Source organism: Pseudomonas sp. S36, from assembly GCF_016647875.1.
Classification (GTDB): domain Bacteria; phylum Pseudomonadota; class Gammaproteobacteria; order Pseudomonadales; family Pseudomonadaceae; genus Aquipseudomonas; species Aquipseudomonas parafulva.
Genome location: NZ_JACVVG010000004.1, coordinates 61621 through 84056, shown reverse-complemented (window position 1 = coordinate 84056; position 22436 = coordinate 61621). Strand labels below are relative to the sequence as shown.

The window sequence follows — 22436 nt, the reverse complement described above, 5'->3', positions numbered from 1 at the left end:
GAGCGGGTTTACCCGCGAACACCGGCGAAGCCGGTACCATGCCCCGCGCTGCCTGCTTCGCGGGTAAACCCGCTCCCACAGGGACAGGGGTAAGGCAGCCCCTGCACATCGCCCGCCTTACGGAATACGGATGATCTCGATACCCGTACGTACCAGCTCGAAGCGGTTCTCACCCAAGTGGTTGACCCGGTCGCCGATGGCAAGGCGATAGGTGGTGATAGGGGCGCCCGTCGTGCTGCCGTCCAGTTGCAGGGTCGATTCCTGAAACTCGTGCACGGGGTAGATGCGGCCTTCGGCGTCACGGGCATGGAATTGGCCGACCATTACTGCTGCCATTTGGGTGGAACCCTCTGAATTGCGTAAGAAATGTATGGAGTAATAGACCGTGGAACGGTCAGGGAAGTTTTCGTGCGCCCGAAAAAAAACCAAAGCGCCTGAAAAGGGTCATCTATAACTACATCGTCCCTTGAACCCGTGAAGTATGGAGATCGCCATGACCCAGGTGTATTCGGTTGCTGTCGTTGTCGGTAGCTTGCGCAAGGAGTCCTACAACCGTAAGGTCGCCCGCGCCTTGTCGGAACTGGCCCCCTCAAGCCTGGCCTTGAAAATCGTCGAAATCGGCGACCTGCCTATGTACAACGAAGATGTCGAGGCTGAAGCTGCACCCCAGGCCTGGACCCGTTTCCGCGATGACATCCGCCACAGCGATGCAGTGCTGTTCGTCACCCCGGAATACAACCGCTCGATACCGGGCTGCCTGAAAAACGCCATCGACGTCGGCTCCCGGCCCTATGGGCAAAGCGCCTGGGCGGGTAAACCCACGGCGGTCGTCAGTGTATCGCCGGGTGCCATCGGCGGCTTTGGCGCCAACCACGCCGTGCGCCAGGCGTTGGTGTTCCTCGACATGCCCTGCATGCAGATGCCAGAGGCCTACATCGGCGGCGCGGCCAACCTGTTCGACGAATCAGGCAAGCTCAATGACAAGACCCGGCCATTCTTGCAGGCGTTCATCGACAAGTTCGCCTCTTGGGTGAAGCTTAACCGCGCTGTTTGATAGCTGTTGACGCCCAGGAGGGCCGCATGGCGGCGCTCCCGGGTGTAAAGGCCTGTTAGCGGAAGCTGTAAGAAACCCCTGCATACACCCCAAAACCTTCGCCGGGCGTCGAGCGGGGGTGGTCCCTGCCTGCATCGTCGTACGCCGGGGTCACCGTGGCGGCGTAGCGTTTGTTGGCCAGGTTGCGCAGGTCCAGCCAGGCCTGCCAGTCCTGCTTTGGCGAGTCCCAGCCCAGCCGCGCCCCCATGATCGCGTAGGCATCGGCATAGTTGCTGTTGGCGTAGTCCACCTGCACTTTCGACGCCAGCTGGGTGTTCACGCCGGCATAGAACCCGCTCGGCCAGTCGTAGCGAAGCTCGGCCTGGTAGTAGTGCATGGGGATGCCGGGCAGGCGGTTGTCGCCGAAGCGGTCGTCGTCGCGGTAGTGGAAATCACTGAACGTGTAGGCCTGGCGTGCGCTGAGCTTGCCGGTGCCTGGCCTTTCCCACAACGTGCTCTGCAGGCCGGCTTCCACACCTTGGTGTACCGTGGCGCTGGCGTTGAATTCGGACGTGAAATTGGGCACCACTTCAACTGCCAGCAGCTCATGACGTACCCGCGAGTAATACCAGGCGAGGTCCCAGCGGCCGAGTGCGGAGTCGCCACGGGCACCCAGCTCCAGGGTGGTCGCGGTCTGGTTCTGCATCTTGATCGGCTGGATCTGCTTGCCGCCGACGCTTGGCGAACTCCAGATCAATGACCACGGGTGCGGCGGCTCTACCGACCGGCTGAGGTTGCCGTACACCTGCAGGTCGGGGCGTATGTCGTAGCGCAGGCCCACGCGTGGCGCGTAGTCCCAATCGTGCATAGACACCTTGCCGCCTTGGGCGGGGTAGGTTACGTCACTCTCGCGGCGGGTATAGATGGCGGCAAGCCCGGTGGTCAGCCATACGTTGGGTACTAGTTCCAGGTCGTTGCCCAGGTGCAGCACGGTATCGGACCCTTGATAAGTAAAGTCCCGCGTGCGGTTGCCGAACACATCGCCATTGCGTGCAAACTGCGATGCGCCGCTGTTGGGCAGGTGCTTGGTGGTGCGCCACCCGACTGTGGTCTTGCTTTCGCGCCCGAACACCGTGTCGCGGCGCTTGTAGCTGAGCGTGCCGCTGACATCGGTGTAGGCGACCTTCAGGCGCATGGGCCCTTCGCGAAGGTCCATGGGGTAGTCGTGGTACACCAGGCCAGCCTCAAGGCTGGCGTCGTCATTGAGGTAGAAGGTGGTTTTGTTGCCCACCCAGGTGCTGCCCGGTTGCGGGCGGCTGTCATCGCGTGCCAGGTAGCCCGGGTTGGCTGCCCGCGGGTGGTGCTTGATCTGGTCTTTGGTCAGGCGGCCGGCCAGTTCGTTTTCGGTTTCCCGGTAACGCAGGTAGAACCGCGTTTCCAGGTTCGGGTTGAAGCGGTAGCCAACGTTGGCGGCAACCCCTTTGGCACTGCCACTGCTGTGCCGCTGGTAGCCGTTGTACTCAACGTCAGTCAGGGCTACGTAGTAATCGAGGTCACCCAGCACCTGGCCCGAGCTGACATGCCGATGCTGGTAGCCGCGGCTGCCCACTTCGTAGCGCACCTGTAACGGCGCGGCGTCGCGGCCCGTGTGGGTGACATAGTTGATCGCGCCGCCAAGGGCCAAGGCACCCTGGTCGAAGCCATTGGCGCCTCGCAGCACTTCGGCGCGGCTCAACCACAAGGGTTCGAACAGCTCATAGGGGGTGCCGCCTGGGCCAGTCAAGGGCAGGCCATCAAACATCGTGTACACGCCCGAGCCGTGAGCACCTGGCGCCCGGTTGATGCCCGAACCACGGATCGACAGCTTGATCCCATCGTTGCCTGCCGACTGGGCGAATACCCCCGGCTGGTAGGCCAGTACGTCCTGGTTGCTGGCCACGCGGCCCTGCCCGACGCCGTGCATGTCCACCAGGTTGCTGGCGCCCGGTATGGCCCGCAAGCGTTCACCTGCGGCGCTCAGGTCGTCCTGCTCCTCCTCGGTGATCAACACCTGGCCCAGTTCGACCGGTGCAGCTGCCTGCGCGGGCTGGGCAGCCATGAACGCACCCAGCAGGCCCACGCAGGGGGGTAGGGACAAAACGCGACGCATCGTAGGGCTCCAGGTAGAAAGCGGGTGAACAACTGCGTTGAGACGAGCGATATGGCGCTCGGAGCACGTCGAAAGCCAGTAAATCTCTCGCACTCTTGGTAGGGCGCAAGTGTAAGAAGTTTCTTTACAAAGCCCGTCGCTAGAGCGGGCACGCACTTGCTTCGTAAGGTGGCGACAGGTCGGCAGCACCGCCGGTCGCAAACCACCCTGGAGTTCGAACATGGTTAACGATGCAAGAGGTCCGCAACAATCCGTCGCATCAACCCCTACAAGCGCGCCCACCGGCGAACCCACAAGCGCCCCGGCACGCCTGACACCCCGCGAACAGCAGGTACTGCTGTGGTGCGCCTATGGCAAGAGTTCGTGGGAAATCGGGCAGATACTGGGGTGCAAGGAGTCGACGGTGAATTTCCACGTGTCCAACATTCTGCGCAAATTCGACGTGCCTACCCGGGTAGGGGCAGTGATCAAGGCCATTCGCTACGGCCTGTTGGCCGAAGCGTGAGGTACGGTCATGAATCATCAAGACACTGCACGGGTTGCCGACTGCCACGACCCGTTCTGGCCACGCATTGAGCTCAATAAGCTCCGCAAGCGCCTTAGGTTGCAGCGAAGCACCGGTGATGCAGCAATCGAGGTGGCCGCTCGTTGCGCTGTGATCGAGGCCGCCCGCGAGTTTGCCAACTGGCGGGCCGTGTTGCGCAGCCTGGGCTACAAACGCCTGGATGATGTGTGCGGGCATGACCATGGGCGTGCGCTGCGGGTGTGTTACCTGTGCTTCGTGGACGCGGCAATCATGCATTACCTGGGTGTGCCCTACATACGCTCATCACGCCGGGGTGTTCGCCATGGCTGAACGACTCGATGCAGGGGGCTTATCCCAGGCGGTGATACAGCTGTTGAGCGGGGAGGCCAATGTGTTGTTCGCCGCCTTGCTGGGCGCTTTGCTGGTCAGCGCAGCCCGGGATCGGCTCATCACCAACACGGCCAAGCGGCTTACATTGGGCAAGAAAATGCTGCTGGTGTTCGTGACGGTGGGGGTAGGGCACCTGTTCGAACCCTTGGTTTCATCCGTGGCGCCTTTGCTGACCCCTGGCATGTCGGCCTTCGTCGCGGCTGTTGTGGTCATACCCATCAGCCTGAAGGTCATGGTCTGGCTGGATTCACTGGACCCGCGCGAGCTGATTCAGCGCTGGCGGCGGCGGGGTTAAGGGATGCCACTGCTGCCAGGGTGCATGCCCAGTTCGGTCAGCCGCTGTTCCAGCATCTGTATCCGTTGTTTGTCCTTGATCACCAGCAAGATGGCTTGCCGGTCAGTAGGGGACAGGCTGCGCAATCGCCCCAGCAAATCCGACTCCCACGCAGCGTCGTCTTGAGGGCTAAAGCCGGCCTGGTCTCTGCCCAGCAGTAACCAGTCCAGAGAGCACGCATAGTGCGTAGCCATTTTTATGCAAAGGGAGTACGGGATACTGTTGCGTACTTTCCAGCTGCTCAATGTCTGCGGGCTGATCGACAACGCCCGTGAAAGCTCCGCGTCAGTTTGGGCACCGGTCAGCTGCTTGAGGCGGTCCATCACTGCAGCAAGTACATGAGTACTCATAACAAATATCCATCACTGGTTTAATGATATTCCATGGGCTTAAACTACTCGTTATGAATACAGCCCTGTGTTTTTTTAGGAGGATTCCCGCATGAGGAACTTGAAGATGAGCCACCCAGCCCTGCATTCAGCCAAAACCTACGTGGCGTTCGGATCATGCCTGCATCGCAGGGGCATGGACAATGCTAGCAGGTACTTCTCGTGAGTACTTACAAACTGGTCTGCCCGCATTGCCATAGCCGCATGCGCATACGTACCAGCGAGGGCCGTCATATTTTCTTGCGAATTGCTTATTTGCAATGCACCACCGAGGCGTGCGGCTGGTCAGTGCGCGCTGAGTTCGAGATGACCCACGAGTTGTCCCCTAGCGGCATGCCAAACCCCGGCGTCTACCTGCCGCCAGCCAAGGGCGACTTGCGCAAGGCGGCGTTACCGGATACAGCGCTGAGCTGCCACGGTGAGTGAGGCGCAACGATGTGGCCATGGATGGCGCACCACCTTGATGGCGCAGATACAAAAACACCCCGCACAAGCGGGGTGTTTTCGTGTTGCCGGACCGATCAGCCGATCAGTTGCAGGCTGGCTTGTTGAACAAGGTCCAACAACGGCTGCGGATACACGCCGAGCACGAACGCAAGCACGGCGATGGCCAGCAGCATGACGCCACCGGTGCGCTGCTCCCACTTCAACGGGGCATCGTGACGGCGCAGGTTCGGCTCTACCAGGTAGAGGGTCACCATGACGCGCAGGTAGTAGTACACACCAATGGCGCTACCCACCACCAGCGCACCCACCAGCCACCACAGTTGCGACTCGACGCCTGTGGCGATGATGTAGAACTTGCCGATGAAGCCTGCGGTAAGCGGAATGCCCGCCAGCGACAGCATCATCACGGTCAGTACGGCGGTCAGGTACGGGCGGCGCCAGAACAGGCCACGGTACTCGTACAGCGCATCCGCATCACGCCCAGCGTAGGGCGACGACATCAGGGTGATAACGCCAAAGGCACCCAGGCTGGTGATCACGTAGGTCACCAGGTAAACGCCCATGGCTTCCATGGCCAGGCCCTTGCTGGCAACCAGGGCGATCAGCAGGTAGCCGAAGTGGGCGATGGACGAGTAACCCAGCAGGCGCTTGAGGTTGCTCTGGGTCAGCGCCAGCAGGTTGCCGACCAGAATCGATGCCACCGCGATCACGGCCAGCACCGTGCTCAAGACACCGCTGCTTGCAGCAGGCGACAGCATGAACAGGCGTACCACCACGGCGAATACCGCCACCTTGCTGGCCGTGGCCAGGAACGCGGCAACCGGGGCAGGAGCGCCCTCATACACGTCCGGGGTCCACAAGTGGAACGGTACCAGCGACAGCTTGAAGGCCAGGCCGACCAGCATCATGCCCAGGCCCAGCTGGGCCAGCAGGCTTGGCATGCTGGTGGCGGCCAGGGCCTTGCCCAGCTGGTCGAAGGTGAGGCTGCCGGCGTCGGCGTACAGCAACGCCATGCCGAACAGCAGGAAGGCCGAGCCTGCCGCCGACAACACCATGTACTTGATGCCGGCTTCCAGTGACCGCTTGTTGAAGAAGGCATAGGCCACCAGGCCGTACACCGGCACCGACAACAGTTCCAGGCCGATGAACAGGCCGGCCAGGTGGTTGGCGCTGACCAGCACCAGGCCACCCAGTGCCGACATCAGCAGCAGCAGGTACAGCTCTTCGCGGTTGCCCGGGAAGCCTTTGGCGCCATCGCCAAGGTAGGCGTGGGCGAGGGTGACGCACGCCAGCGTTGCCACCAGGATGATCGCCATGTACAGGCAGGCGAACTTGTCGATGGTCACCAGCGAGGTAACCGCCAGGGGGGCTACCTTCAGCGCCGGCAGGATCGACAGCAGGGCCAGGTTCAGGCCCACGGTGGACAGCAGGAAGGTTTGCGAGTGGTTGCGCTTCCAGGCGATCGCCAGCATCACCACCACTGTGGTGAGGGTGGTGATCAGCATCGGCGCCAATGCGATGAAGTGTTGAGTGGTGAATTCCATAGCGCTCTTACCGGGCCGAAGCGAGTTGAGTGAAAGCGGAACCGAGCCACTGCTGCACGCCACTCATGGTGGCGGCAGAGGTGTCGAGGAACGGCTGCGGATACACGCCCAGCAGGATCAGCAGCACTGCCAGGCCCAGGACCATGATCAGTTCGCGAGCGTCCATGCCGGCCAGCACGGTGTCGGCCTTGCTCGGGCCGAAGTAGGCACGGTGGATCATGATCAGCGAGTAGACCGAGCCGAACACCAGGCCAGTGGTGGCGATGACCGTGATCCACGGTACATGCACGAAGCTACCCAGCAGGATCAGGAACTCGCCCACGAAGTTACCGGTGCCCGGCAGGCCCAGGGAGGCTGCGGCGAAGAACAGGCTGATGGCCGGCAGGTAGGCGATGCGGTGCCACAGGCCCCCCATTTGGCGCATGTCACGGGTATGCAGGCGTTCGTACAGCTGGCCCGACAGAATGAACAGCGCGGCAGCCGAAACACCGTGGGCCAGCATCTGGATGACGGCACCCTGCAGGGCCTGCTGGCTGCCCGAGTAGATCCCGATCAGCACGAAGCCCATGTGCGAAACGCTGGAGAAGGCGATCAGGCGCTTGATGTCCGTCTGGGCGAAGGCCAGGAAGGCACCGTAGAAGATCCCGATCAGGCCCAGGGTCATGGCGATGGGCGCAAACTCGGCCGAGGCGTTGGGGAACAGCGGCAGGGCGAAACGCAGCAATCCGTAGGCGGCGGTTTTCAGCAGGATACCGGCCAGGTCCACGGAGCCCGCGGTGGGCGCCTGGGCGTGGGCATCCGGCAGCCAGGAGTGGAAGGGCACCACCGGCAGCTTCACCGCGAAGGCAATGAAGAAGCCGAGCATCAGCAGGTACTCGGTACCGGCCGGCAGGTCAGCCTTCAACAGGTCGCTGTAGTTGAAGGTAAGCACACCCGTATTGCTGTAGTTGACCAGCACCAGGCCCAGGATCGCCACCAACATGATCAGGCCGCTGGCCTGGGTGAAGATGAAGAACTTGGTGGCGGCGTAGATGCGGGTTTTCTTGCCGTCTGCCGAGCTATGACCCCAGAGCGCGATGAGGAAATACATCGGCACCAGCATCATTTCCCAGAAGAAGAAGAACAGGAACAGGTCCAGGGCCAGGAACACGCCGACCACACCACCCAGAATCCACATCAGGTTCAGGTGGAAGAAGCCGACATGGCGCTGGATTTCTTTCCAGGAGCACAGCACCGACAGCACGCCGAGCAGGCCGGTCAGCAGGATCATCAGCAGCGACAGGCCGTCCAGCGCCAGGTGGATGCTGATGCCGAAGCGCTGGATCCACTGGACCTTGTATTCAAGGGCCCAGGCAGGCTCGGCGCCCGGAGCGGGGGCCAGGGTGTAGTCGCCGTTAGCCCACAGCCACAGGCCGATGCCGAGCAGCAGGGACATGGTCAGCAGCGCGATCCAGCGTGGCAGGGTGGCGCCGAAGCGCTCAGCCAGCCAGCACAGGAAGCCGCCGATGAAGGGGATCAGGATCAGCCAAGGCAAAATCATGACGGGTTCATTTCCTTTTGCAGGGTCGCAAGGTTCGCAAGGTTCATGGTCATACCGCGGCCACTACCACAGCGCCAAGTACCAGCACTGCGCCTACGGCGATGGAAGCGGTGTACCAGCGCAGCTGGCCAGTCTCGGTCTTGCTCATGGCAACGTGGCCGCCGCGGGCCATGCGCGGGATCAAACCGATGGTACGGTCGACCGGGTCCTTGCGCAGGAGGTGGCTGATCAGCAGGTAAGGCTTGACGAACAGCTTGTCGTAGATCCAGTCGAAGCCCCAGGCGGCGAACCACCAGGCCGACAGCACCCGGCCAAGGCTGCTGTTGGCGACTGCGCTGACAAAGCTGCGCTTGCCCAGGAACAGCAACGCCGCCAGCAGGATACCGGCAATGGCGATGGCGCCCGAAGTGATCTCCAGTGCGTGCTTGGCTTCACCGCCGGCATGGCCGGCGCTTTGCGGCAGTACATCAGCCAGTGGCGGGGTGATCCAGGCGCCGACGAAGGTCGACAGCACGATCAGCACGCCCAGTGGCAGCCAGTGGCTGATGCCATGGCCCGCATGGGCTTCGGTCTTGGCTTCGCCGTGGAAGGCGATGAAGATCAGGCGGAAGGTGTACAGCGAGGTCATGAACGCACCCACCAGGCCGGCGTACAGCAGCCCGGAGTTACCGCTGGCGAAGGCTTCCCAGAGGATCTCGTCCTTGGAGTAGAAGCCCACGGTCACGATAGGCAGGGCCGCAAGCGCAGCGCCGCCAACCACGAAGCTGGCGTAGGCCAGGGGCAGTTTCTTCCACAGGCCACCCATCTTGAAGATGTTCTGCTCGTGGTGGCAGGCAACGATCACCGCGCCGGACGCCAGGAACAGCAGGGCCTTGAAGAACGCGTGGGTCATCAGGTGGAAGATCGCGGCGTCCCATGCACCTACGCCCAGGGCCAGGAACATGTAGCCAATTTGGCTCATGGTCGAATAGGCGAGGATACGCTTGATGTCGGTCTGCACCAGCGCGGCGAAGCCGGCCAGCACTAGGGTCACGCCGCCCACCACGCCTACCAGGTGCAGGATGTCTGGCGCCAGCAGGAACAGGCCGTTGGTGCGGGCAATCAGGTAAACGCCGGCGGTTACCATGGTCGCGGCGTGGATCAGTGCCGAAACCGGGGTAGGGCCCGCCATGGCGTCGGCCAGCCAAGTTTGCAATGGCAGCTGGGCGGATTTACCGACCGCGCCACCGAGCAGCATCAGCGTTGCCAGCACCATCCAGGTGTCACCGGCCTGGAATTTCTGCGGTGCCAGCACCAGCAGTTCCTGCACATTCAGCGTACCCAGCTGGGCGAACAGGATGAACAGGCCGATGGCCATGAACACGTCGCCGATACGGGTGACGATGAAGGCCTTGAGCGCTGCATTACCGTTGTTGCGGTTGCTGTAGTAGAAACCGATCAACAGGTACGAGCACAGGCCCACGCCTTCCCAGCCGAAGTAGATGAACAGCAGGTTATCGCCCAGGATCAGGAACAGCATGCTGGCGATGAACAGGTTGGTGTACGAGAAGAAGCGCGAATAACCGGCTTCGCCGCGCATGTACCAGGAGGCGAACAGGTGGATCAGGAAGCCGACACCGGTGACCACGCCCAGCATGGTGACCGACAGGCCATCCAGGTATAGGGTGAAGTTCGGCGCGAAGCCGTCCACCGACATCCACTGCCACAGCAGCTGGCTATAGGCGCCACCCTCAGGCGGGGCGACGTTGAATTGCCAGATGACATAGGCGGCGGTGGCCGCCGACAGGCCTACCGAACCCACGCCGATCACGGCCGACAGGTTCTCCGAGAACCTCCCGCGCGAGAACGACAGCAGCAGGAAGCCGATGAGGGGAAAGACGAAAGTCAGAAAGAGAAGGTTCATCCGCGCATCTCACTGGCAGCATCGATGTCGAGAGTGTGGAAGCGGCGATACAGCTGCAGCAGGATGGCCAGGCCGATGCTGGCCTCGGCGGCTGCCAGGCTGATCACCAGAATGAACATCACCTGGCCGTCAGGCTGCACCCAGCGGGCGCCGGCGACGACGAACGCCAGGGCAGAGGCGTTCATCATCACTTCCAGGCTCATGAGCACGAAGAGGATGTTGCGGCGGACCATCAGGCCAACCAGACCTAAGCAGAACAGGATGCCGGCGACCGCCAGACCATGTTCGAGAGGGATAGCACCCATGATTTACTCCTTCGCCTCATTGCGGCCCAGGTGGAAGGCGGTGACCGCTGCCGCCAGCAGCAGCATCGACGCCAGTTCGACCACCAGCAGGTAGGGGCCGAACAAGCTGATGCCAACGGCCTTCGGGCCCACGGTGGTGCCGCTGATGGCGGCGCCGCTTGGGGCGACGAACAGCACATACAGCAGCTCGAGCAGCAGCAGGGCGCCAAGAATCACCGGCCCGGCCCAGATGCCCGGCTTGAGCCAGCCACGTTCCTGGGCTACCGAGGCCGGCCCCAGGTTGAGCATCATCACCACGAACACGAACAGCACCATGATGGCGCCGGCATAGGCGATCACTTCCAGGGCGCCCGCGAACGGCGCGCCAAGGGAGAAGAAGATCATCGCCACGGAAATCAGCGAAATGATCAGGTAGAGCAGGGCGTGCACGGGGTTGGTGCCAGTGACCACCCGGAGGGTGGAAACCACGGCGATCCCGGATGCGAAGTAGAAAGCGAATTCCATCTTTCTGTCCTTATGGGAGCAAGCTCTTCACGTTGATCGGCTCGGCTTCGTTCTGCGCAGCGCCTTTCGGCTTGCCAGCGATCGCCATGCCCGCAACACGGTAGAAGTTGTAGTCAGGGTTCTTGCCGGGGCCGGAGATCAGCAGATCTTCTTTCTCGTACACCAGGTCCTGACGCTTGAACTCGGCCATTTCGAAATCCGGAGTGAGCTGGATTGCGGTGGTCGGGCACGCCTCTTCGCACAGGCCGCAGAAAATGCAGCGCGAGAAGTTGATGCGGAAGAACTCCGGGTACCAGCGTCCATCCTCGGTCTCGGCCTTCTGCAACGAGATGCAGCCCACCGGGCAGGCGACCGCACACAGGTTGCACGCCACGCAGCGCTCTTCGCCGTCGGGGTCGCGGGTGAGCACGATGCGGCCGCGGTAGCGCGGCGGCAGGTACACGGGTTCTTCGGGGTACTGCAGGGTGTCGCGCTTGCGGAACCCGTGGGAGAACACCATTGCCAGGCTGCGCAGCTGGGTGCCGGTGCCCTTAACGATGTCGCCGATATACTTGAACATGGGTCAAATCCTCACTGGGCCGCGACGGCTGGCGTGTTGTAAAGCACGATCGCAGCGGTCACCAGCAAATTGATCAGGGTCAGCGGCAGGCAGAACTTCCAGCTGAAGTCCATCACCTGGTCATAGCGTGGGCGCGGGATCGAGGCGCGCAGCAGGATGAACAGCATGATGAAGAATGCGGTCTTCAGCGCGAACCACAGGAACGACAGTTGCGGCAGAATGCCGAACGGGCCGTGCCAGCCGCCGAAGAACAGGGTGACCAGCAGCGCCGAGATGAGGATGATGCCGATGTACTCACCGACGAAGAACATGCCCCACTTCATGCCGGCATACTCGATGTGGTAGCCGTCGGCCAGTTCCTGTTCCGCTTCCGGCTGGTCGAACGGGTGACGGTGAGTCACGGCGACGCCAGCGATGAAGAAGGTGCAGAAGCCGAAGAACTGCGGAATGATGAACCACAGGTTCTGTGCCTGGTACTCGACGATATCGCGCATGTTGAACGAGCCCACCTGCACCACCACGCCCATCAGCGCCAGGCCCAGGAACACCTCGTACGAGACGGTCTGTGCCGACGCCCGCAAGCTGCCCAGCAGGGCGTACTTGTTGTTCGACGACCAGCCGGCGAACAGCACGGCGTACACCGAGAGGCCCGCCATGGCGAAGAAGAACAGCAGGCCGATGTTCAGGTCGGCCACGCCCCAGGTCGGGGTGATCGGGATGACCACGAAGGCGATCAGCAGGGCGCTCATGGCCACCACCGGTGCCAGGGTGAAGATCACCCGGTCGACGAAGGGTGGGTTCCAGTCTTCCTTGAAGAACATCTTCAGCATGTCGGCAGCGATCTGGAACATGCCGAAGGGGCCGACGCGGTTCGGGCCGTAACGGTCCTGCCACCAGCCCAGCAGGCGGCGCTCGACGAAGCTGAGCAGCGCGCCGCACACCACCACCGCCAGCAGCACCACGATGGCGCGCAAGACGCTGAGGATCACATCGATTACTTCCGGGGTGAACCAGCTCATTGTGCTGCCTCCTGCAGGCCGTCGACGGTTGCCCCGAAGATGGCAGGCGGGATGCCGGCCAGGCCTTTGGGCAATGCCACCAGGCCTGCGCCCAGTTGTTCATTGATACGCAGCGGCAGGCGCAGGGCCACGCCAGCCACGTTCAGGCTCAGCAGGGCGCCTTCGTTGACACCCAGGCGGTCCGCTTCGGACTTGGCCAGTGCCACGTAGGCAGCCGGGATGCGCGCTTGCACCGGTTCGGCGCGCGACGAGTTTTCTTCGCTGCCGAACAGGTGGAAGAACGGCACGGCTGTCCAGTTGCCACGGGCCGGGTTGAAGGCGCCCGGAATGGCAGTGAACCAGTTCAGGCCATCGCCCTGGGATTCGATCAGGCGCACGCCCGGGTCACCGGCACGCAGGTGGCCACCGACCTCGTCCTGGAACTTGTTCCACGCCTGCGGGGAGTTCCAGCCCGGCGACCAGGCGAACGGCACTTGCTGGCGCGGTTCGGCAGAGCCCGAGTAGCCTTCCATCGAGAACGCGAATGCGGTGTCCTTGTCTTGCGGGGTACGCGGTTCGTGCACGCTGATGTTGGCGCGCATGGCGGTACGGCCCGAATAACGCAGCGGTTCGCGGGCCAGCTTCATGCCCTTGATGCGGAACGCGGCGCTTGGCGCAGCGTTGACGATGCCGGCCAGTTGCGGGGCGGCTTCGGCGCAGGCGCTGGTCACGTGGTCCAGCTGGGTCCAGTCCACGGGCTTGTTCAGCAGGGTGGCACGCAGGGCGTGCATCCAGCGCCAGCCTTCGTGAACCTGGATGCTGCTGTCCAGGTATTGCGGGTCGAACACCTGGAAGAAGCGCTGCGCACGGCCTTCCTGGCTCACCAGGGTACCGTCGCCTTCGGCAAACGATGCAGCCGGCAGCACCAGGTGGGCGCGCTCGACGGTGGCGGTTCTGGTGTGGTCGGCCACGATCACCACCTTGGCCGCAGCCAGGGCAGCATCGACCTTGGCAGCCGGTACGCGGGCGTACAGGTCGTTTTCCAGCACCACGATGGCGTCAGCCTTGCCGGCAATCACTGCATCCAGTGCAGCGTCTACCGACTCGCCCCCGAGCATGGCCATGCCCAGGCTGTTGGCCTCGGGCACCACCAGGCTCAGGGAGCCGTTTTTCTCGCGCAGCTTCAGCGCCTTGGCGATGTTGGCAGCCGCTTCGATCAACGCCGGGTCGGCCAGCGAGGTACCGGCGACCACCAGTGGGCGCTTGGCAGCCACGAGTGCGTCGGCGATGCGCTGCGCCAAGGCTTGGGCTTCGCTGTCAAGGCCAGCAACGGCCGGGGCGCTTGGGTCGATGGCGTTGGCCACGGCAAAGCCGATGCGGGCCAGGTCGGCTGGCGCGGCGTGTACGCATTCTTCGGCCACGTCGTCCAGCTTGGTTTCAGCCAGGGATGCGATGAACAGCGGGTACAGCGCGTGCTGGCCGATGTTCTTCACGGCGGCGTCCAGCCAAGGCTGTACTTTCATCGCCTCGGCCATGGCCTCGGCCTTGCCTTTTGTGGCCTGGCGCACCGACAGGGCCAGGCGCGCGGCGGTTTGAGTGAGGTCTTCACCCAGCACGAACACGGCGTCATGGTCTTCGATGTCGCGCAGGGTCGGTACCGGCAACGGGCTGTTGTTCAGCACGCTCAGCGCCAGGCGTACGCGGGCCAGCTCGCCGGCCTCCATACCCGAGTAGAAGTACTCGGCGCCCACCAGCTCACGCAGGCCGTAGTTGCTTTCGAGGCTGGCGCGTGGCGAGCCGATGCCAACGATGGTACGGCCACGCAGCAGGTCGGCGGCCTTGTCCAATGCAGCATCCAGGCCCAACTTGGTGCCGTCGGCCAGCAGCGGCTGACGGGGGCGGTCGGTGCGGTTGACGTAGCCGTAGCCGAAGCGGCCGCGGTCGCACAGGAAGTACTGGTTGACCGAGCCGTTGAAACGGTTCTCGATACGGCGCAGTTCGCCATAGCGCTCACCGGGGCTGATGTTGCAGCCGCTGGAGCAGCCATGGCAGATGCTCGGGGCGAACTGCATGTCCCACTTGCGGTTGTAGCGCTCCGAGTGGGTCTTGTCGGTGAATACGCCAGTCGGGCAGACCTCGGTCAGGTTGCCGGAGAACTCGCTTTCCAGCACGCCGTCTTCGACCCGGCCGAAGTACACGTTGTCGTGAGCGCCGTACACGCCCAGGTCGGTACCACCGGCATAGTCCTTGTAGTAGCGCACGCAGCGATAGCAGGCGATGCAGCGGTTCATCTCGTGGGCGATGAACGGGCCGAGGTCCTGGTTCTGGTGGGTACGCTTGGTGAAACGGTAGCGGCGCTCGTTGTGGCCGGTCATTACCGTCATGTCCTGCAGGTGGCAGTGACCGCCTTCCTCGCACACCGGGCAGTCGTGCGGGTGGTTGGTCATCAGCCATTCGACGACGCTGGCGCGGAACGCCTTGGACTCTTCGTCTTCGATGGAGATCCAGGTGCCGTCGGAGGCAGGGGTCATGCAGGACATTACGATACGACCACGGGTGTCGTTTTCGTCGGTGTACTGCTTGACCGCGCACTGCCGGCAAGCGCCAACGCTACCAAGCGCCGGGTGCCAGCAGAAATAGGGGATGTCGAGGCCGAGCGACAGACAGGCCTGTAACAGGTTGTCTGCACCATTGACTTCGAGCGCTTTGCCGTCTACGTGGATAGTGGCCATTGTTCAAAGTTCTTCGTTGGCCCGCGTGAGCGGGCGTGGCTAATGGAAATCGGTGGGCCTGCGGCTCGCGTCAAACCTGCGCGCGCCTGCAAGGCCGGCGGGTGGCACGGACCACCCGCGTTTCATCTTGTTATGCGCCAACCGTAATCGGTTGGGCCAGGTTCGGGCGCAGGGTGTCGGCAGCGCTTGCTGGCGCGACACCGGCCTCGAACTCGGACCGGAAGTATTTGATGGCACTGCCCAAGGGCTCGACGGCACCCGGTGCGTGAGCACAGAAGGTACGGCCTGGGCCGAGGAAGTTGACCAGGCCCAGCAGCGTCTCGATGTCTTCGGCGCGACCCTGGCCTTTTTCCAGGGCGCGCAGCATCTTCACGCTCCATGGCAGGCCATCACGGCATGGGGTGCACCAGCCGCACGACTCGCGGGCGAAGAACTCCTCCATGTTGCGCAGCAGCGAAACCATGCTGACGCTGTCGTCCACGGCCATGGCCAGGCCCGTACCCATGCGGGTACCCACCTTGGCGATGCCACCGGCGTACATCTGTGCGTCGAGGTGCTCGGGCAACAGGAAGCCGGTCCCGGCGCCGCCAGGCTGCCAGCACTTGAGCGTGAAGCCGTCGCGCATGCCACCGGCGTAGTCCTCGAACAGCTCGCGGGCAGTCACGCCGAATGGCAGTTCCCACAGGCCCGGGTTTTTCACCTTGCCGGAGAAGCCCATCAGCTTGGTACCGTGGTCCTCGCTGCCTTCACGGGCCAGCGCCTTGTACCAGTCGTTGCCGTTGGCGACGATGGCCGGCACGTTGCACAGGGTCTCGACGTTGTTCACGCAGGTCGGCTTGCCCCACACACCCACGGCGGCAGGGAAGGGCGGCTTGGAGCGCGGGTTGGCGCGGCGGCCTTCCAGCGAGTTGATCAGTGCGGTTTCTTCGCCGCAGATGTAGCGCCCGGCACCGGTGTGCACGAACAGCTCGAAGTCAAAACCGCTGCCCAGCACGTTCTTGCCCAGCAGGCCGGCGGCCTTGGCTTCATCGATGGCGCGGTTGAGGTTCTTGGCGGCGGTGGTGTATTCGCCACGCAGGAAGATATAGCCGCGGTAGGCCTTCAGGGCCCGTGCACTGATCAGCATGCCTTCGATCAGCAGATGGGGCTGTTGCTCCATCAGCATGCGGTCCTTCCAGGTGTTGGGTTCCATTTCGTCCGCGTTGCACAGCAGGTAGCGGATGTTCATGGATTCGTCTTTGGGCATCAGGCCCCACTTGACGCCCGTTGGGAAGCCAGCACCACCCCGGCCCTTGAGGCCGGAGTCCTTGACTGCCTGCACGATGTCGTCCTGCGACATCTGCGCCAAGGCCTTGCGGGCACCGGCGTAGCCGTTCTTGGACTCGTACTCGGCCAGCCAGACCGGTTCGCCGTCTTCACGCAGGCGCCAGGTCAAAGGATGGGTTTCGGCCGAACGCGCAATGCGGTTGGCCGGGCCGAAGGAAGTAATGGTCATACGTAACCCTCCAGCAGCTTGGTGACACCGGCAGGCTGCACGTCGCCAAAGGTGTCGTCGTCGATCATCAGGGCCGGGGCCTTGTCGCAGTTGCCCAGGCAGCACACCGGCAGCAGGGTGAAGCGCCCGTCGGCGGTGGTCTGGCCCAGGCCGATGCCCAGCTCGCTCTGGATCTGGCTGACGACCGATTCATGGCCGCCGATGTAGCAGACCATGCTGTCGCACACGCGGATGATGTGGCGGCCAACGGGCTGGCGGAAGATCTGGCTATAGAAGGTGGCCACACCTTCCACGTCGCTGGCCGGGATGCCCAGCACTTCGCCGATGGCGTGGATGGCGCCATCCGGCACCCAGCCACGCGCCTTTTGCACGATCTTCAAGGCTTCGATGGACGCCGCACGCGGGTCCTCGTAGTGGTGCATTTCGTGCTCGATGGCCGAGCGCTCGGTTTCGCTCAGGGCGAAACGGTCGGTTTGGATAAGCGTGCTGTTCATGCTTAGCGGTCCACGTCAGCCATAACGAAGTCGATACTGCCCAGGTACGCAATGAGGTCGGCGACCATGCTGCCCTTGATCACCGAAGGGATCTGCTGCAGGTGCGGGTAGCTCGGCGTCCGGATGCGGGTGCGGTAGCTCATGGTGCCGCCGTCGCTCGTCAGGTAGTAACTGTTGATGCCCTTGGTCGCCTCGATCATCTGGAACGACTCGTTGGCCGGCATCACCGGGCCCCACGAGACTTGCAGGAAGTGGGTAATCAAGGTTTCGATGTGCTGCAGGGTGCGCTCTTTGGGCGGCGGCGTGGTCAGCGGGTGGTCCGCCTTGTACGGGCCTTCCGGCATGTTGCGCAGGCACTGGTCGATGATGCGGATACTCTGGCGCATTTCTTCCACGCGGACCATGCAACGATCGTAGGCGTCGCCGTTGTGGGCCAGCGGTACTTCGAACTCGAAGTTCTCGTAGCCGGAGTACGGGCGGGCTTTGCGCAGGTCGAAGTCGCAACCGGTGGAACGCAGGCCGGCACCGGTGGTGCCCCACGCCAGGGCTTCCTGGGTGTTGTAGGCAGCGACGCCGATGGTACGGCCCTTGAGAATGCTGTTTTGCAGGGCCGCCTTGGTGTACTCGTCCAGGCGCTTGGGCAGCCATTCGACGAAGTCCTTAACCAGTTTGTCCCAGCCGCGCGGCAGGTCGTGGGCTACGCCACCGATGCGGTACCAGGCCGGGTGCAGGCGGAAACCGGTGATCGCCTCGATCACGGTGTAGGCGCGCTGGCGGTCGGTGAAGGTGAAGAACACCGGGGTCATGGCGCCCACGTCCTGGATGTAGGTACCCAGGAACAGCAGGTGGCTGGTGATACGGAAGAACTCGGCCAGCATGATGCGGATCACATCGACCTTCTGCGGCACCTGGATGCCGGCCAGCTTCTCGACCGCCAGTACGTAGGGCAGGTTGTTCATCACCCCGCCCAGGTAGTCGATGCGGTCGGTGTAGGGGATGAAGCTGTGCCAGGACTGGCGCTCGGCCATTTTTTCGGCACCACGGTGGTGGTAGCCGATATCCGGTACGCAGTCGACGATCTCTTCACCGTCCAGCTGCAGCACGATGCGGAAGGCACCGTGGGCCGAAGGGTGGTTGGGGCCCAGGTTGAGGAACATGTAGTCCTCGTTGGCGCCCTGGCGCTTCATGCCCCAGGCCTCTGGGTTAAAGCGTGCCGACTCTTCTTCGAGTTGCTGCTTGGCCAGGGTCAGGCTGTAGGGGTCGAACTCGGTGGCGCGGGCAGGGTAGTCCTTGCGCAGCGGGTGACCTTCCCAGGTGGGCGGCATCATGATGCGGCTCAGGTGCGGGTGGCCGGCAAAGTCGATGCCGAACATGTCCCACACTTCGCGCTCGTACCAGTTGGCGTTCGGCCAGATGCTGGTGACCGAAGGTAGGTTCAGGTCACCTTCGCTCAGCGACACTTTGATCATCACGTCGCTGTTACGCTCGACCGACAACAGGTGGTAGAACACGCTGAAATCGGCCGCCGGCAAGCCGCGGCGCTGGGTACGCAGGCGTTCGTCGACGCCGTGCAGGTCGTAGAGCATGCTGTACGGTTTGGCGACACCGCGCAGGAAGCTGAGCACCTCTTTGAGCTGGGCGCGCTTGACCCACAGCACGGGCATGCCGGTGCGGGTTTCCTGGGCGACGAATGCTTCGGCGCCAAAACGGTTGTGCAATTCGACGACCACATCCTGGTCGTCTGCCTTGTAGGGCGGAATGAAAATAGCGTTGTCCGCTGTCATGGTCTCGGTCGCTTTGGGTCAGCGTTAAGAATGAAGCCAGGCCGCCGGCTCCTTGAGGAGCGGGCGGCAGGTCGCTGGATCAGACTTCGTCGGGGCTGCGCAGGTTGGTGACGGCAATGCGCTGCTCACGACGCAGGTCTTTCTGGGCGGGCATCTCGGCACGGTAAATGCCTTGATCACCCACTACCCAGGAAAGCGGGCGTCGTTCCTGGCCGATCGACTCCTGCAGCAGCATCAGGCCCTGCAGGAACGCCTCAGGGCGTGGCGGGCAGCCAGGCACGTAGACATCCACGGGGAGGAACTTGTCGACCCCCTGAACGACCGAGTAGATGTCATACATGCCGCCGGAGTTGGCGCACGAACCCATGGAGATGACCCACTTGGGTTCGAGCATCTGCTCGTACAGGCGCTGGATGATCGGCGCCATCTTCACGAAGCAGGTACCGGCGATGACCATGAAGTCGGCCTGACGCGGCGAGGCCCGGATGACTTCGGCGCCGAAGCGGGCGATGTCGTGGGGTGCCGTGAAGGCCGTGGTCATTTCCACGTAGCAGCAGGACAGGCCGAAGTTGTACGGCCACAGGGAGTTCTTGCGGCCCCAGTTGACCGCACCACGCAGCACATCTTCGAGTTTCCCCATGTAGATGTTCTTGTGGACCTGGTCCTCCAGCAGTTGATCGGTGACGGTTTCCCGTTCACCGACCGGGTACTGCTCGTTGGGCGCATCCGGATCGATTCTGGTGAGATTGTATTGCATGCCAAAGCCTCATTGTTTCAGCTTCGCTTGCCGCTTGCGGCGCCCTTCGGGAGCCCAATCAAGAGCTCCGACGCGCCATAGGTAGACAAGACCTGCCAACAGAATTGCTATGAAAACGAGTGCTTCGACGAACCCGGTCCAGCCGCTTTCGCGGACGGACACAGACCATGCAAAGAGAAAGAGGGCTTCGATATCGAAGATCACGAACAGCATCGCGACCAGATAGAATTTGGCGGACAGGCGCAGGCGGGCGCTGCCAACGGGCAGCATGCCGGATTCGAAGGGTTCGTTCTTGGCGCGGCCCCAGGCCTTGCTACCGAGCAGGCTGGACAGGCCGAGCATGAAGGCACACAGGCCGACGACACCCAAAAGGAAGATGGCAAAGCCCCAGTTGTGGGCGATGAGTCCTGCCGAATCGGACATGCTTGAGTTCCTTATACAGAGACCCAGCTCTGCAGTCTGAATTAAGTAGTACGGCGACCTGGTGTCGCAGACGCAGTGACCAAATGTCGCAGCTGAATCAATCGCGCTGATTTTATGGGTAAACCCGGTGCAAGTAAAATTTCTGTGGCAAATTTATTCGTAGGATTTAGTACAAAACACCTTTGTAACTGGCTGAAAGCCTTGAGATTCGTGGATTGCGCGCGGTTTTGTTAATTATGTTTCTTGCGAGTGGTAACGAATTACAAATATCGGAATGATAATTAATATCATTTGACTTGGTGCTATGTAATCTGGCTGTTCTGCACCGTGTAAAGTTCATCTGGCGATTCCTCTACTTGCAAATGCGAAAAGCGCGTGTTCTAGCAGTTTTTGACCGGGCGGGTAGCGCGCCAGGTCAATGGTTTGTCGGTTGAGGGGTCAGGTTGTGTTGTCTCAAGCATAGACCTGATCCTGGGTTTTGCCGGGGATGGCTGTTGGGGTGTGGCTGTTGGGGTGTGGCTGGCATGTGCTTGGCGGAAGAGGTGTGGCGCTTGTGAGAGCGAGCGCCGCCCGCGCGGCGCATCGCGATCTGCGCGCCGCCGCACAACTCAAACCGGCCACATCTGCGCAAACAACGGCTATTCGGCGCCATGCAAAAAAGGCCCGGGGCTTTCGCAAGCCCCGGGCCTTCATTCAACCGCAACCCACTATCAGTGGAACTGCTCTTCCTCGGTAGAGCCGGTCAGCGCCGTCACCGACGACGCCCCACCCTGGATCACGGTGGTCATGTCATCGAAGTAGCCGGTGCCCACTTCCTGCTGGTGCGCCACGAAGGTGTAGCCCTTGCTGGCGTCAGCGAATTCCTGCTCCTGCAGCTTCACGTAGGCGGTCATGTCGTTACGGGCGTAGTCATGCGCCAGGTTGAACATGCCGTGCCACATGTTGTGGATACCCGCCAGGGTGATGAACTGGTGCTTGTAGCCCATGGCCGACAGCTCGCGCTGGAACTTGGCGATGGTCGCGTCGTCCAGGTTTTTCTTCCAGTTGAAGGAAGGCGAGCAGTTGTACGACAGGATCTGGTCCGGGTACTCCTTCTTGATCGCTTCGGCGAAGCGGCGGGCTTCGTCCAGGTCTGGCTTGGCGGTTTCGCACCAGATCAGGTCGGCATACGGCGCGTAGGCCAGGCCGCGGGCGATGGCCTGGTCAAGGCCGGCGCGCACCTTGTAGAAGCCTTCACGGGTACGCTCGCCAATGACAAAAGGCTGGTCGTACGGGTCGCAGTCACTGGTCAGCAAGTCAGCAGCGTTGGCGTCGGTGCGGGCCAGGATGATGGTGGGCACACCCGACACGTCGGCAGCCAGGCGCGCAGCCACCAGCTTCTGAACAGCTTCCTGGGTAGGCACCAGTACCTTGCCACCCATGTGGCCGCATTTTTTCACCGAGGCCAGTTGGTCTTCGAAGTGCACGCCGGCAGCGCCTGCCTCGATCATGTTCTTCATCAGCTCGTAGGCGTTCAGCACGCCGCCAAAGCCGGCTTCGGCGTCGGCAACGATCGGCGCGAAGTAGTCGATGTAGCCATCGTCACCCGGGTTCTTGCCGGCCTTCCACTGGATCTGGTCGGCGCGGCGGAACGAGTTGTTGATGCGCTTGACCACGGTGGGCACCGAGTCAACCGGGTACAGCGACTGGTCGGGGTACATCGACTCGGCCGAGTTGTTGTCGGCAGCAACCTGCCAGCCCGACAGGTAGATGGCCTGGATGCCGGCTTTTACCTGCTGCACGGCCTGGCCACCGGTGAGGGCGCCCATGCAGTTGACGAAGTCTTTTTCTGGGCGGAAGGACGGGTGGGCACCTTGGGTGACCAGCTTCCACAGTTTTTCGGCACCCTGGCGCGCCAGCGTGTGCTCCGGCTGCAGGGAGCCACGCAGGCGAACGACATCGGCGGCGGTGTAGGTACGGGTCACGCCTTTCCAGCGCGGGTTCTCGGCCCAGTCTTTTTCGAGGGCTGCAATTTGCTGTTCGCGTGTCAGTGCCATGGAAATAAACCTCGTCGCATCGATCTTGGGGTAATTGTGCTGATGCTCGGGGCCGGTCAGGGGCCAGGCGGTTGTCCTGTATGCAGGCGTGCGA

The 22436-nt window shown here is 62.6% G+C and carries 22 protein-coding genes; 5 read left to right on the top strand and 17 right to left on the bottom strand.

From position 1 onward, the window contains the following. Window positions 1–117: 117 nt before the first annotated feature. A complete protein-coding gene (locus IAE36_RS03405) occupies window positions 118–336 on the bottom strand; it encodes a hypothetical protein (protein ID WP_028632265.1) in 219 nt (72 codons plus the stop codon). A 157-nt stretch (window positions 337–493) separates the two neighbouring features. On the opposite strand from IAE36_RS03405, the gene IAE36_RS03400 reads away from it, so the two are divergent. After that, complete coding sequence (locus IAE36_RS03400; RefSeq protein WP_028632266.1) at window positions 494–1054, top strand: NADPH-dependent FMN reductase; 561 nt, start codon at window positions 494–496, stop codon at window positions 1052–1054. Window positions 1055–1109: 55 nt separating this feature from the next. On the opposite strand, the gene IAE36_RS03395 is transcribed toward IAE36_RS03400, so the two are convergent. Next, entirely contained in the window at window positions 1110–3182 is a 2073-nt protein-coding gene (locus IAE36_RS03395) for a TonB-dependent receptor family protein (protein ID WP_201210202.1), read from the bottom strand. 220 nt (window positions 3183–3402) lie between these two features. Between IAE36_RS03395 and IAE36_RS03390 the strand changes: the two genes are divergently transcribed. The 3 genes from IAE36_RS03390 to IAE36_RS03380 are packed head-to-tail and all read left to right on the top strand — an operon-like array spanning window position 3403 to window position 4393. Beyond that, window positions 3403–3687, top strand: coding sequence for a helix-turn-helix domain-containing protein (locus IAE36_RS03390; protein ID WP_236408545.1), 285 nt, complete (start codon window positions 3403–3405; stop codon window positions 3685–3687). A 9-nt stretch (window positions 3688–3696) separates the two neighbouring features. Then, a complete protein-coding gene (locus IAE36_RS03385) occupies window positions 3697–4038 on the top strand; it encodes a head completion/stabilization protein (RefSeq protein ID WP_201210201.1) in 342 nt (113 codons plus the stop codon). Next, a complete protein-coding gene (locus IAE36_RS03380) occupies window positions 4031–4393 on the top strand; it encodes a hypothetical protein (protein WP_028632269.1) in 363 nt (120 codons plus the stop codon). The genes IAE36_RS03385 and IAE36_RS03380 overlap by 8 nt, the downstream gene beginning before the upstream one ends. Here IAE36_RS03380 and IAE36_RS03375 read toward each other — a convergent pair. Then, window positions 4390–4782, bottom strand: a complete 393-nt coding sequence (locus tag IAE36_RS03375) for a helix-turn-helix domain-containing protein (RefSeq protein WP_028632270.1) — start codon at window positions 4780–4782, stop codon at window positions 4390–4392. The two genes, IAE36_RS03380 and IAE36_RS03375, sit on opposite strands and share 4 nt — an antisense overlap. A 201-nt stretch (window positions 4783–4983) precedes the next feature. On the opposite strand from IAE36_RS03375, the gene IAE36_RS03370 reads away from it, so the two are divergent. After that, entirely contained in the window at window positions 4984–5247 is a 264-nt protein-coding gene (locus IAE36_RS03370) for an ogr/Delta-like zinc finger family protein (protein ID WP_060481467.1), read from the top strand. Between the two features lie 95 nt (window positions 5248–5342). Here the strand turns inward: IAE36_RS03370 and nuoN are convergent, their stop codons facing one another. From nuoN to aceA, 14 genes are all read right to left on the bottom strand, one after another. Next, window positions 5343–6812 carry an NADH-quinone oxidoreductase subunit NuoN gene (nuoN, locus tag IAE36_RS03365; RefSeq protein WP_201162944.1) on the bottom strand — a complete coding sequence of 490 codons (1470 nt, stop codon included), beginning with the start codon at window positions 6810–6812 and terminating at the stop codon, window positions 5343–5345. A 7-nt stretch (window positions 6813–6819) separates the two neighbouring features. Further along, window positions 6820–8352, bottom strand: coding sequence for an NADH-quinone oxidoreductase subunit M (nuoM, locus tag IAE36_RS03360; protein ID WP_201162943.1), 1533 nt, complete (start codon window positions 8350–8352; stop codon window positions 6820–6822). A 49-nt stretch (window positions 8353–8401) separates the two neighbouring features. Further along, window positions 8402–10255 carry an NADH-quinone oxidoreductase subunit L gene (gene nuoL / locus IAE36_RS03355; protein WP_028632273.1) on the bottom strand — a complete coding sequence of 618 codons (1854 nt, stop codon included), beginning with the start codon at window positions 10253–10255 and terminating at the stop codon, window positions 8402–8404. Beyond that, window positions 10252–10560: an NADH-quinone oxidoreductase subunit NuoK gene (nuoK, locus tag IAE36_RS03350; protein ID WP_003251446.1), complete on the bottom strand. Its 309-nt coding sequence runs from the start codon at window positions 10558–10560 to the stop codon at window positions 10252–10254. Before nuoK ends, nuoL begins: the two co-directional genes overlap by 4 nt. A 3-nt stretch (window positions 10561–10563) precedes the next feature. Further along, a complete protein-coding gene (nuoJ, locus tag IAE36_RS03345) occupies window positions 10564–11064 on the bottom strand; it encodes an NADH-quinone oxidoreductase subunit J (RefSeq protein WP_028632274.1) in 501 nt (166 codons plus the stop codon). A 10-nt stretch (window positions 11065–11074) separates the two neighbouring features. Continuing rightward, window positions 11075–11623 carry an NADH-quinone oxidoreductase subunit NuoI gene (gene nuoI / locus IAE36_RS03340; protein WP_016488223.1) on the bottom strand — a complete coding sequence of 183 codons (549 nt, stop codon included), beginning with the start codon at window positions 11621–11623 and terminating at the stop codon, window positions 11075–11077. Window positions 11624–11634: 11 nt separating this feature from the next. Further along, the gene (nuoH, locus tag IAE36_RS03335) at window positions 11635–12642 is read right to left on the bottom strand and encodes an NADH-quinone oxidoreductase subunit NuoH (protein ID WP_028632275.1); all 1008 of its coding nucleotides are present in this window, start codon (window positions 12640–12642) and stop codon (window positions 11635–11637) included. Further along, complete coding sequence (nuoG, locus tag IAE36_RS03330) at window positions 12639–15353, bottom strand: NADH-quinone oxidoreductase subunit NuoG (protein WP_201210200.1); 2715 nt, start codon at window positions 15351–15353, stop codon at window positions 12639–12641. Before nuoG ends, nuoH begins: the two co-directional genes overlap by 4 nt. A 130-nt stretch (window positions 15354–15483) precedes the next feature. Beyond that, a complete protein-coding gene (gene nuoF, locus IAE36_RS03325) occupies window positions 15484–16848 on the bottom strand; it encodes an NADH-quinone oxidoreductase subunit NuoF (RefSeq protein ID WP_201162940.1) in 1365 nt (454 codons plus the stop codon). After that, window positions 16845–17342, bottom strand: a complete 498-nt coding sequence (nuoE, locus tag IAE36_RS03320) for an NADH-quinone oxidoreductase subunit NuoE (RefSeq protein WP_028632278.1) — start codon at window positions 17340–17342, stop codon at window positions 16845–16847. Before nuoE ends, nuoF begins: the two co-directional genes overlap by 4 nt. A gap of 2 nt (window positions 17343–17344) precedes the next feature. Beyond that, entirely contained in the window at window positions 17345–19126 is a 1782-nt protein-coding gene (gene nuoC / locus IAE36_RS03315; protein ID WP_201210199.1) for an NADH-quinone oxidoreductase subunit C/D, read from the bottom strand. Between the two features lie 79 nt (window positions 19127–19205). After that, a complete protein-coding gene (locus IAE36_RS03310) occupies window positions 19206–19883 on the bottom strand; it encodes a NuoB/complex I 20 kDa subunit family protein (protein ID WP_008096180.1) in 678 nt (225 codons plus the stop codon). A gap of 9 nt (window positions 19884–19892) precedes the next feature. Next, complete coding sequence (locus tag IAE36_RS03305; protein WP_003251427.1) at window positions 19893–20306, bottom strand: NADH-quinone oxidoreductase subunit A; 414 nt, start codon at window positions 20304–20306, stop codon at window positions 19893–19895. Between the two features lie 710 nt (window positions 20307–21016). Beyond that, complete coding sequence (gene aceA, locus IAE36_RS03300; protein WP_201210198.1) at window positions 21017–22342, bottom strand: isocitrate lyase; 1326 nt, start codon at window positions 22340–22342, stop codon at window positions 21017–21019. Window positions 22343–22436: the final 94 nt, after the last annotated feature.

Bases quoted from the DNA above. Each gene is read 5' to 3' on its own strand.
- IAE36_RS03375 (WP_028632270.1), bottom strand. From the start codon at position 4,782: ATGAGTACTCATGTACTTGCTGCAGTGATGGACCGCCTCAAGCAGCTG.
- nuoC (WP_201210199.1), bottom strand. From the start codon at position 19,126: ATGACAGCGGACAACGCTATTTTCATTCCGCCCTACAAGGCAGACGAC.
- nuoK (WP_003251446.1), bottom strand. From the start codon at position 10,560: ATGGGTGCTATCCCTCTCGAACATGGTCTGGCGGTCGCCGGCATCCTG.
- IAE36_RS03395 (WP_201210202.1), bottom strand. From the start codon at position 3,182: ATGCGTCGCGTTTTGTCCCTACCCCCCTGCGTGGGCCTGCTGGGTGCG.
- nuoJ (WP_028632274.1), bottom strand. From the start codon at position 11,064: ATGGAATTCGCTTTCTACTTCGCATCCGGGATCGCCGTGGTTTCCACC.
- nuoI (WP_016488223.1), bottom strand. From the start codon at position 11,623: ATGTTCAAGTATATCGGCGACATCGTTAAGGGCACCGGCACCCAGCTG.
- IAE36_RS03305 (WP_003251427.1), bottom strand. From the start codon at position 20,306: ATGTCCGATTCGGCAGGACTCATCGCCCACAACTGGGGCTTTGCCATC.
- nuoE (WP_028632278.1), bottom strand. From the start codon at position 17,342: ATGAACAGCACGCTTATCCAAACCGACCGTTTCGCCCTGAGCGAAACC.
- IAE36_RS03405 (WP_028632265.1), bottom strand. From the start codon at position 336: ATGGCAGCAGTAATGGTCGGCCAATTCCATGCCCGTGACGCCGAAGGC.
- nuoH (WP_028632275.1), bottom strand. From the start codon at position 12,642: ATGAGCTGGTTCACCCCGGAAGTAATCGATGTGATCCTCAGCGTCTTG.
- IAE36_RS03390 (WP_236408545.1), top strand. From the start codon at position 3,403: ATGGTTAACGATGCAAGAGGTCCGCAACAATCCGTCGCATCAACCCCT.
- nuoM (WP_201162943.1), bottom strand. From the start codon at position 8,352: ATGATTTTGCCTTGGCTGATCCTGATCCCCTTCATCGGCGGCTTCCTG.
- aceA (WP_201210198.1), bottom strand. From the start codon at position 22,342: ATGGCACTGACACGCGAACAGCAAATTGCAGCCCTCGAAAAAGACTGG.
- nuoL (WP_028632273.1), bottom strand. From the start codon at position 10,255: ATGAACCTTCTCTTTCTGACTTTCGTCTTTCCCCTCATCGGCTTCCTG.
- IAE36_RS03400 (WP_028632266.1), top strand. From the start codon at position 494: ATGACCCAGGTGTATTCGGTTGCTGTCGTTGTCGGTAGCTTGCGCAAG.
- nuoG (WP_201210200.1), bottom strand. From the start codon at position 15,353: ATGGCCACTATCCACGTAGACGGCAAAGCGCTCGAAGTCAATGGTGCA.
- IAE36_RS03380 (WP_028632269.1), top strand. From the start codon at position 4,031: ATGGCTGAACGACTCGATGCAGGGGGCTTATCCCAGGCGGTGATACAG.
- IAE36_RS03385 (WP_201210201.1), top strand. From the start codon at position 3,697: ATGAATCATCAAGACACTGCACGGGTTGCCGACTGCCACGACCCGTTC.
- nuoF (WP_201162940.1), bottom strand. From the start codon at position 16,848: ATGACCATTACTTCCTTCGGCCCGGCCAACCGCATTGCGCGTTCGGCC.
- nuoN (WP_201162944.1), bottom strand. From the start codon at position 6,812: ATGGAATTCACCACTCAACACTTCATCGCATTGGCGCCGATGCTGATC.
- IAE36_RS03310 (WP_008096180.1), bottom strand. From the start codon at position 19,883: ATGCAATACAATCTCACCAGAATCGATCCGGATGCGCCCAACGAGCAG.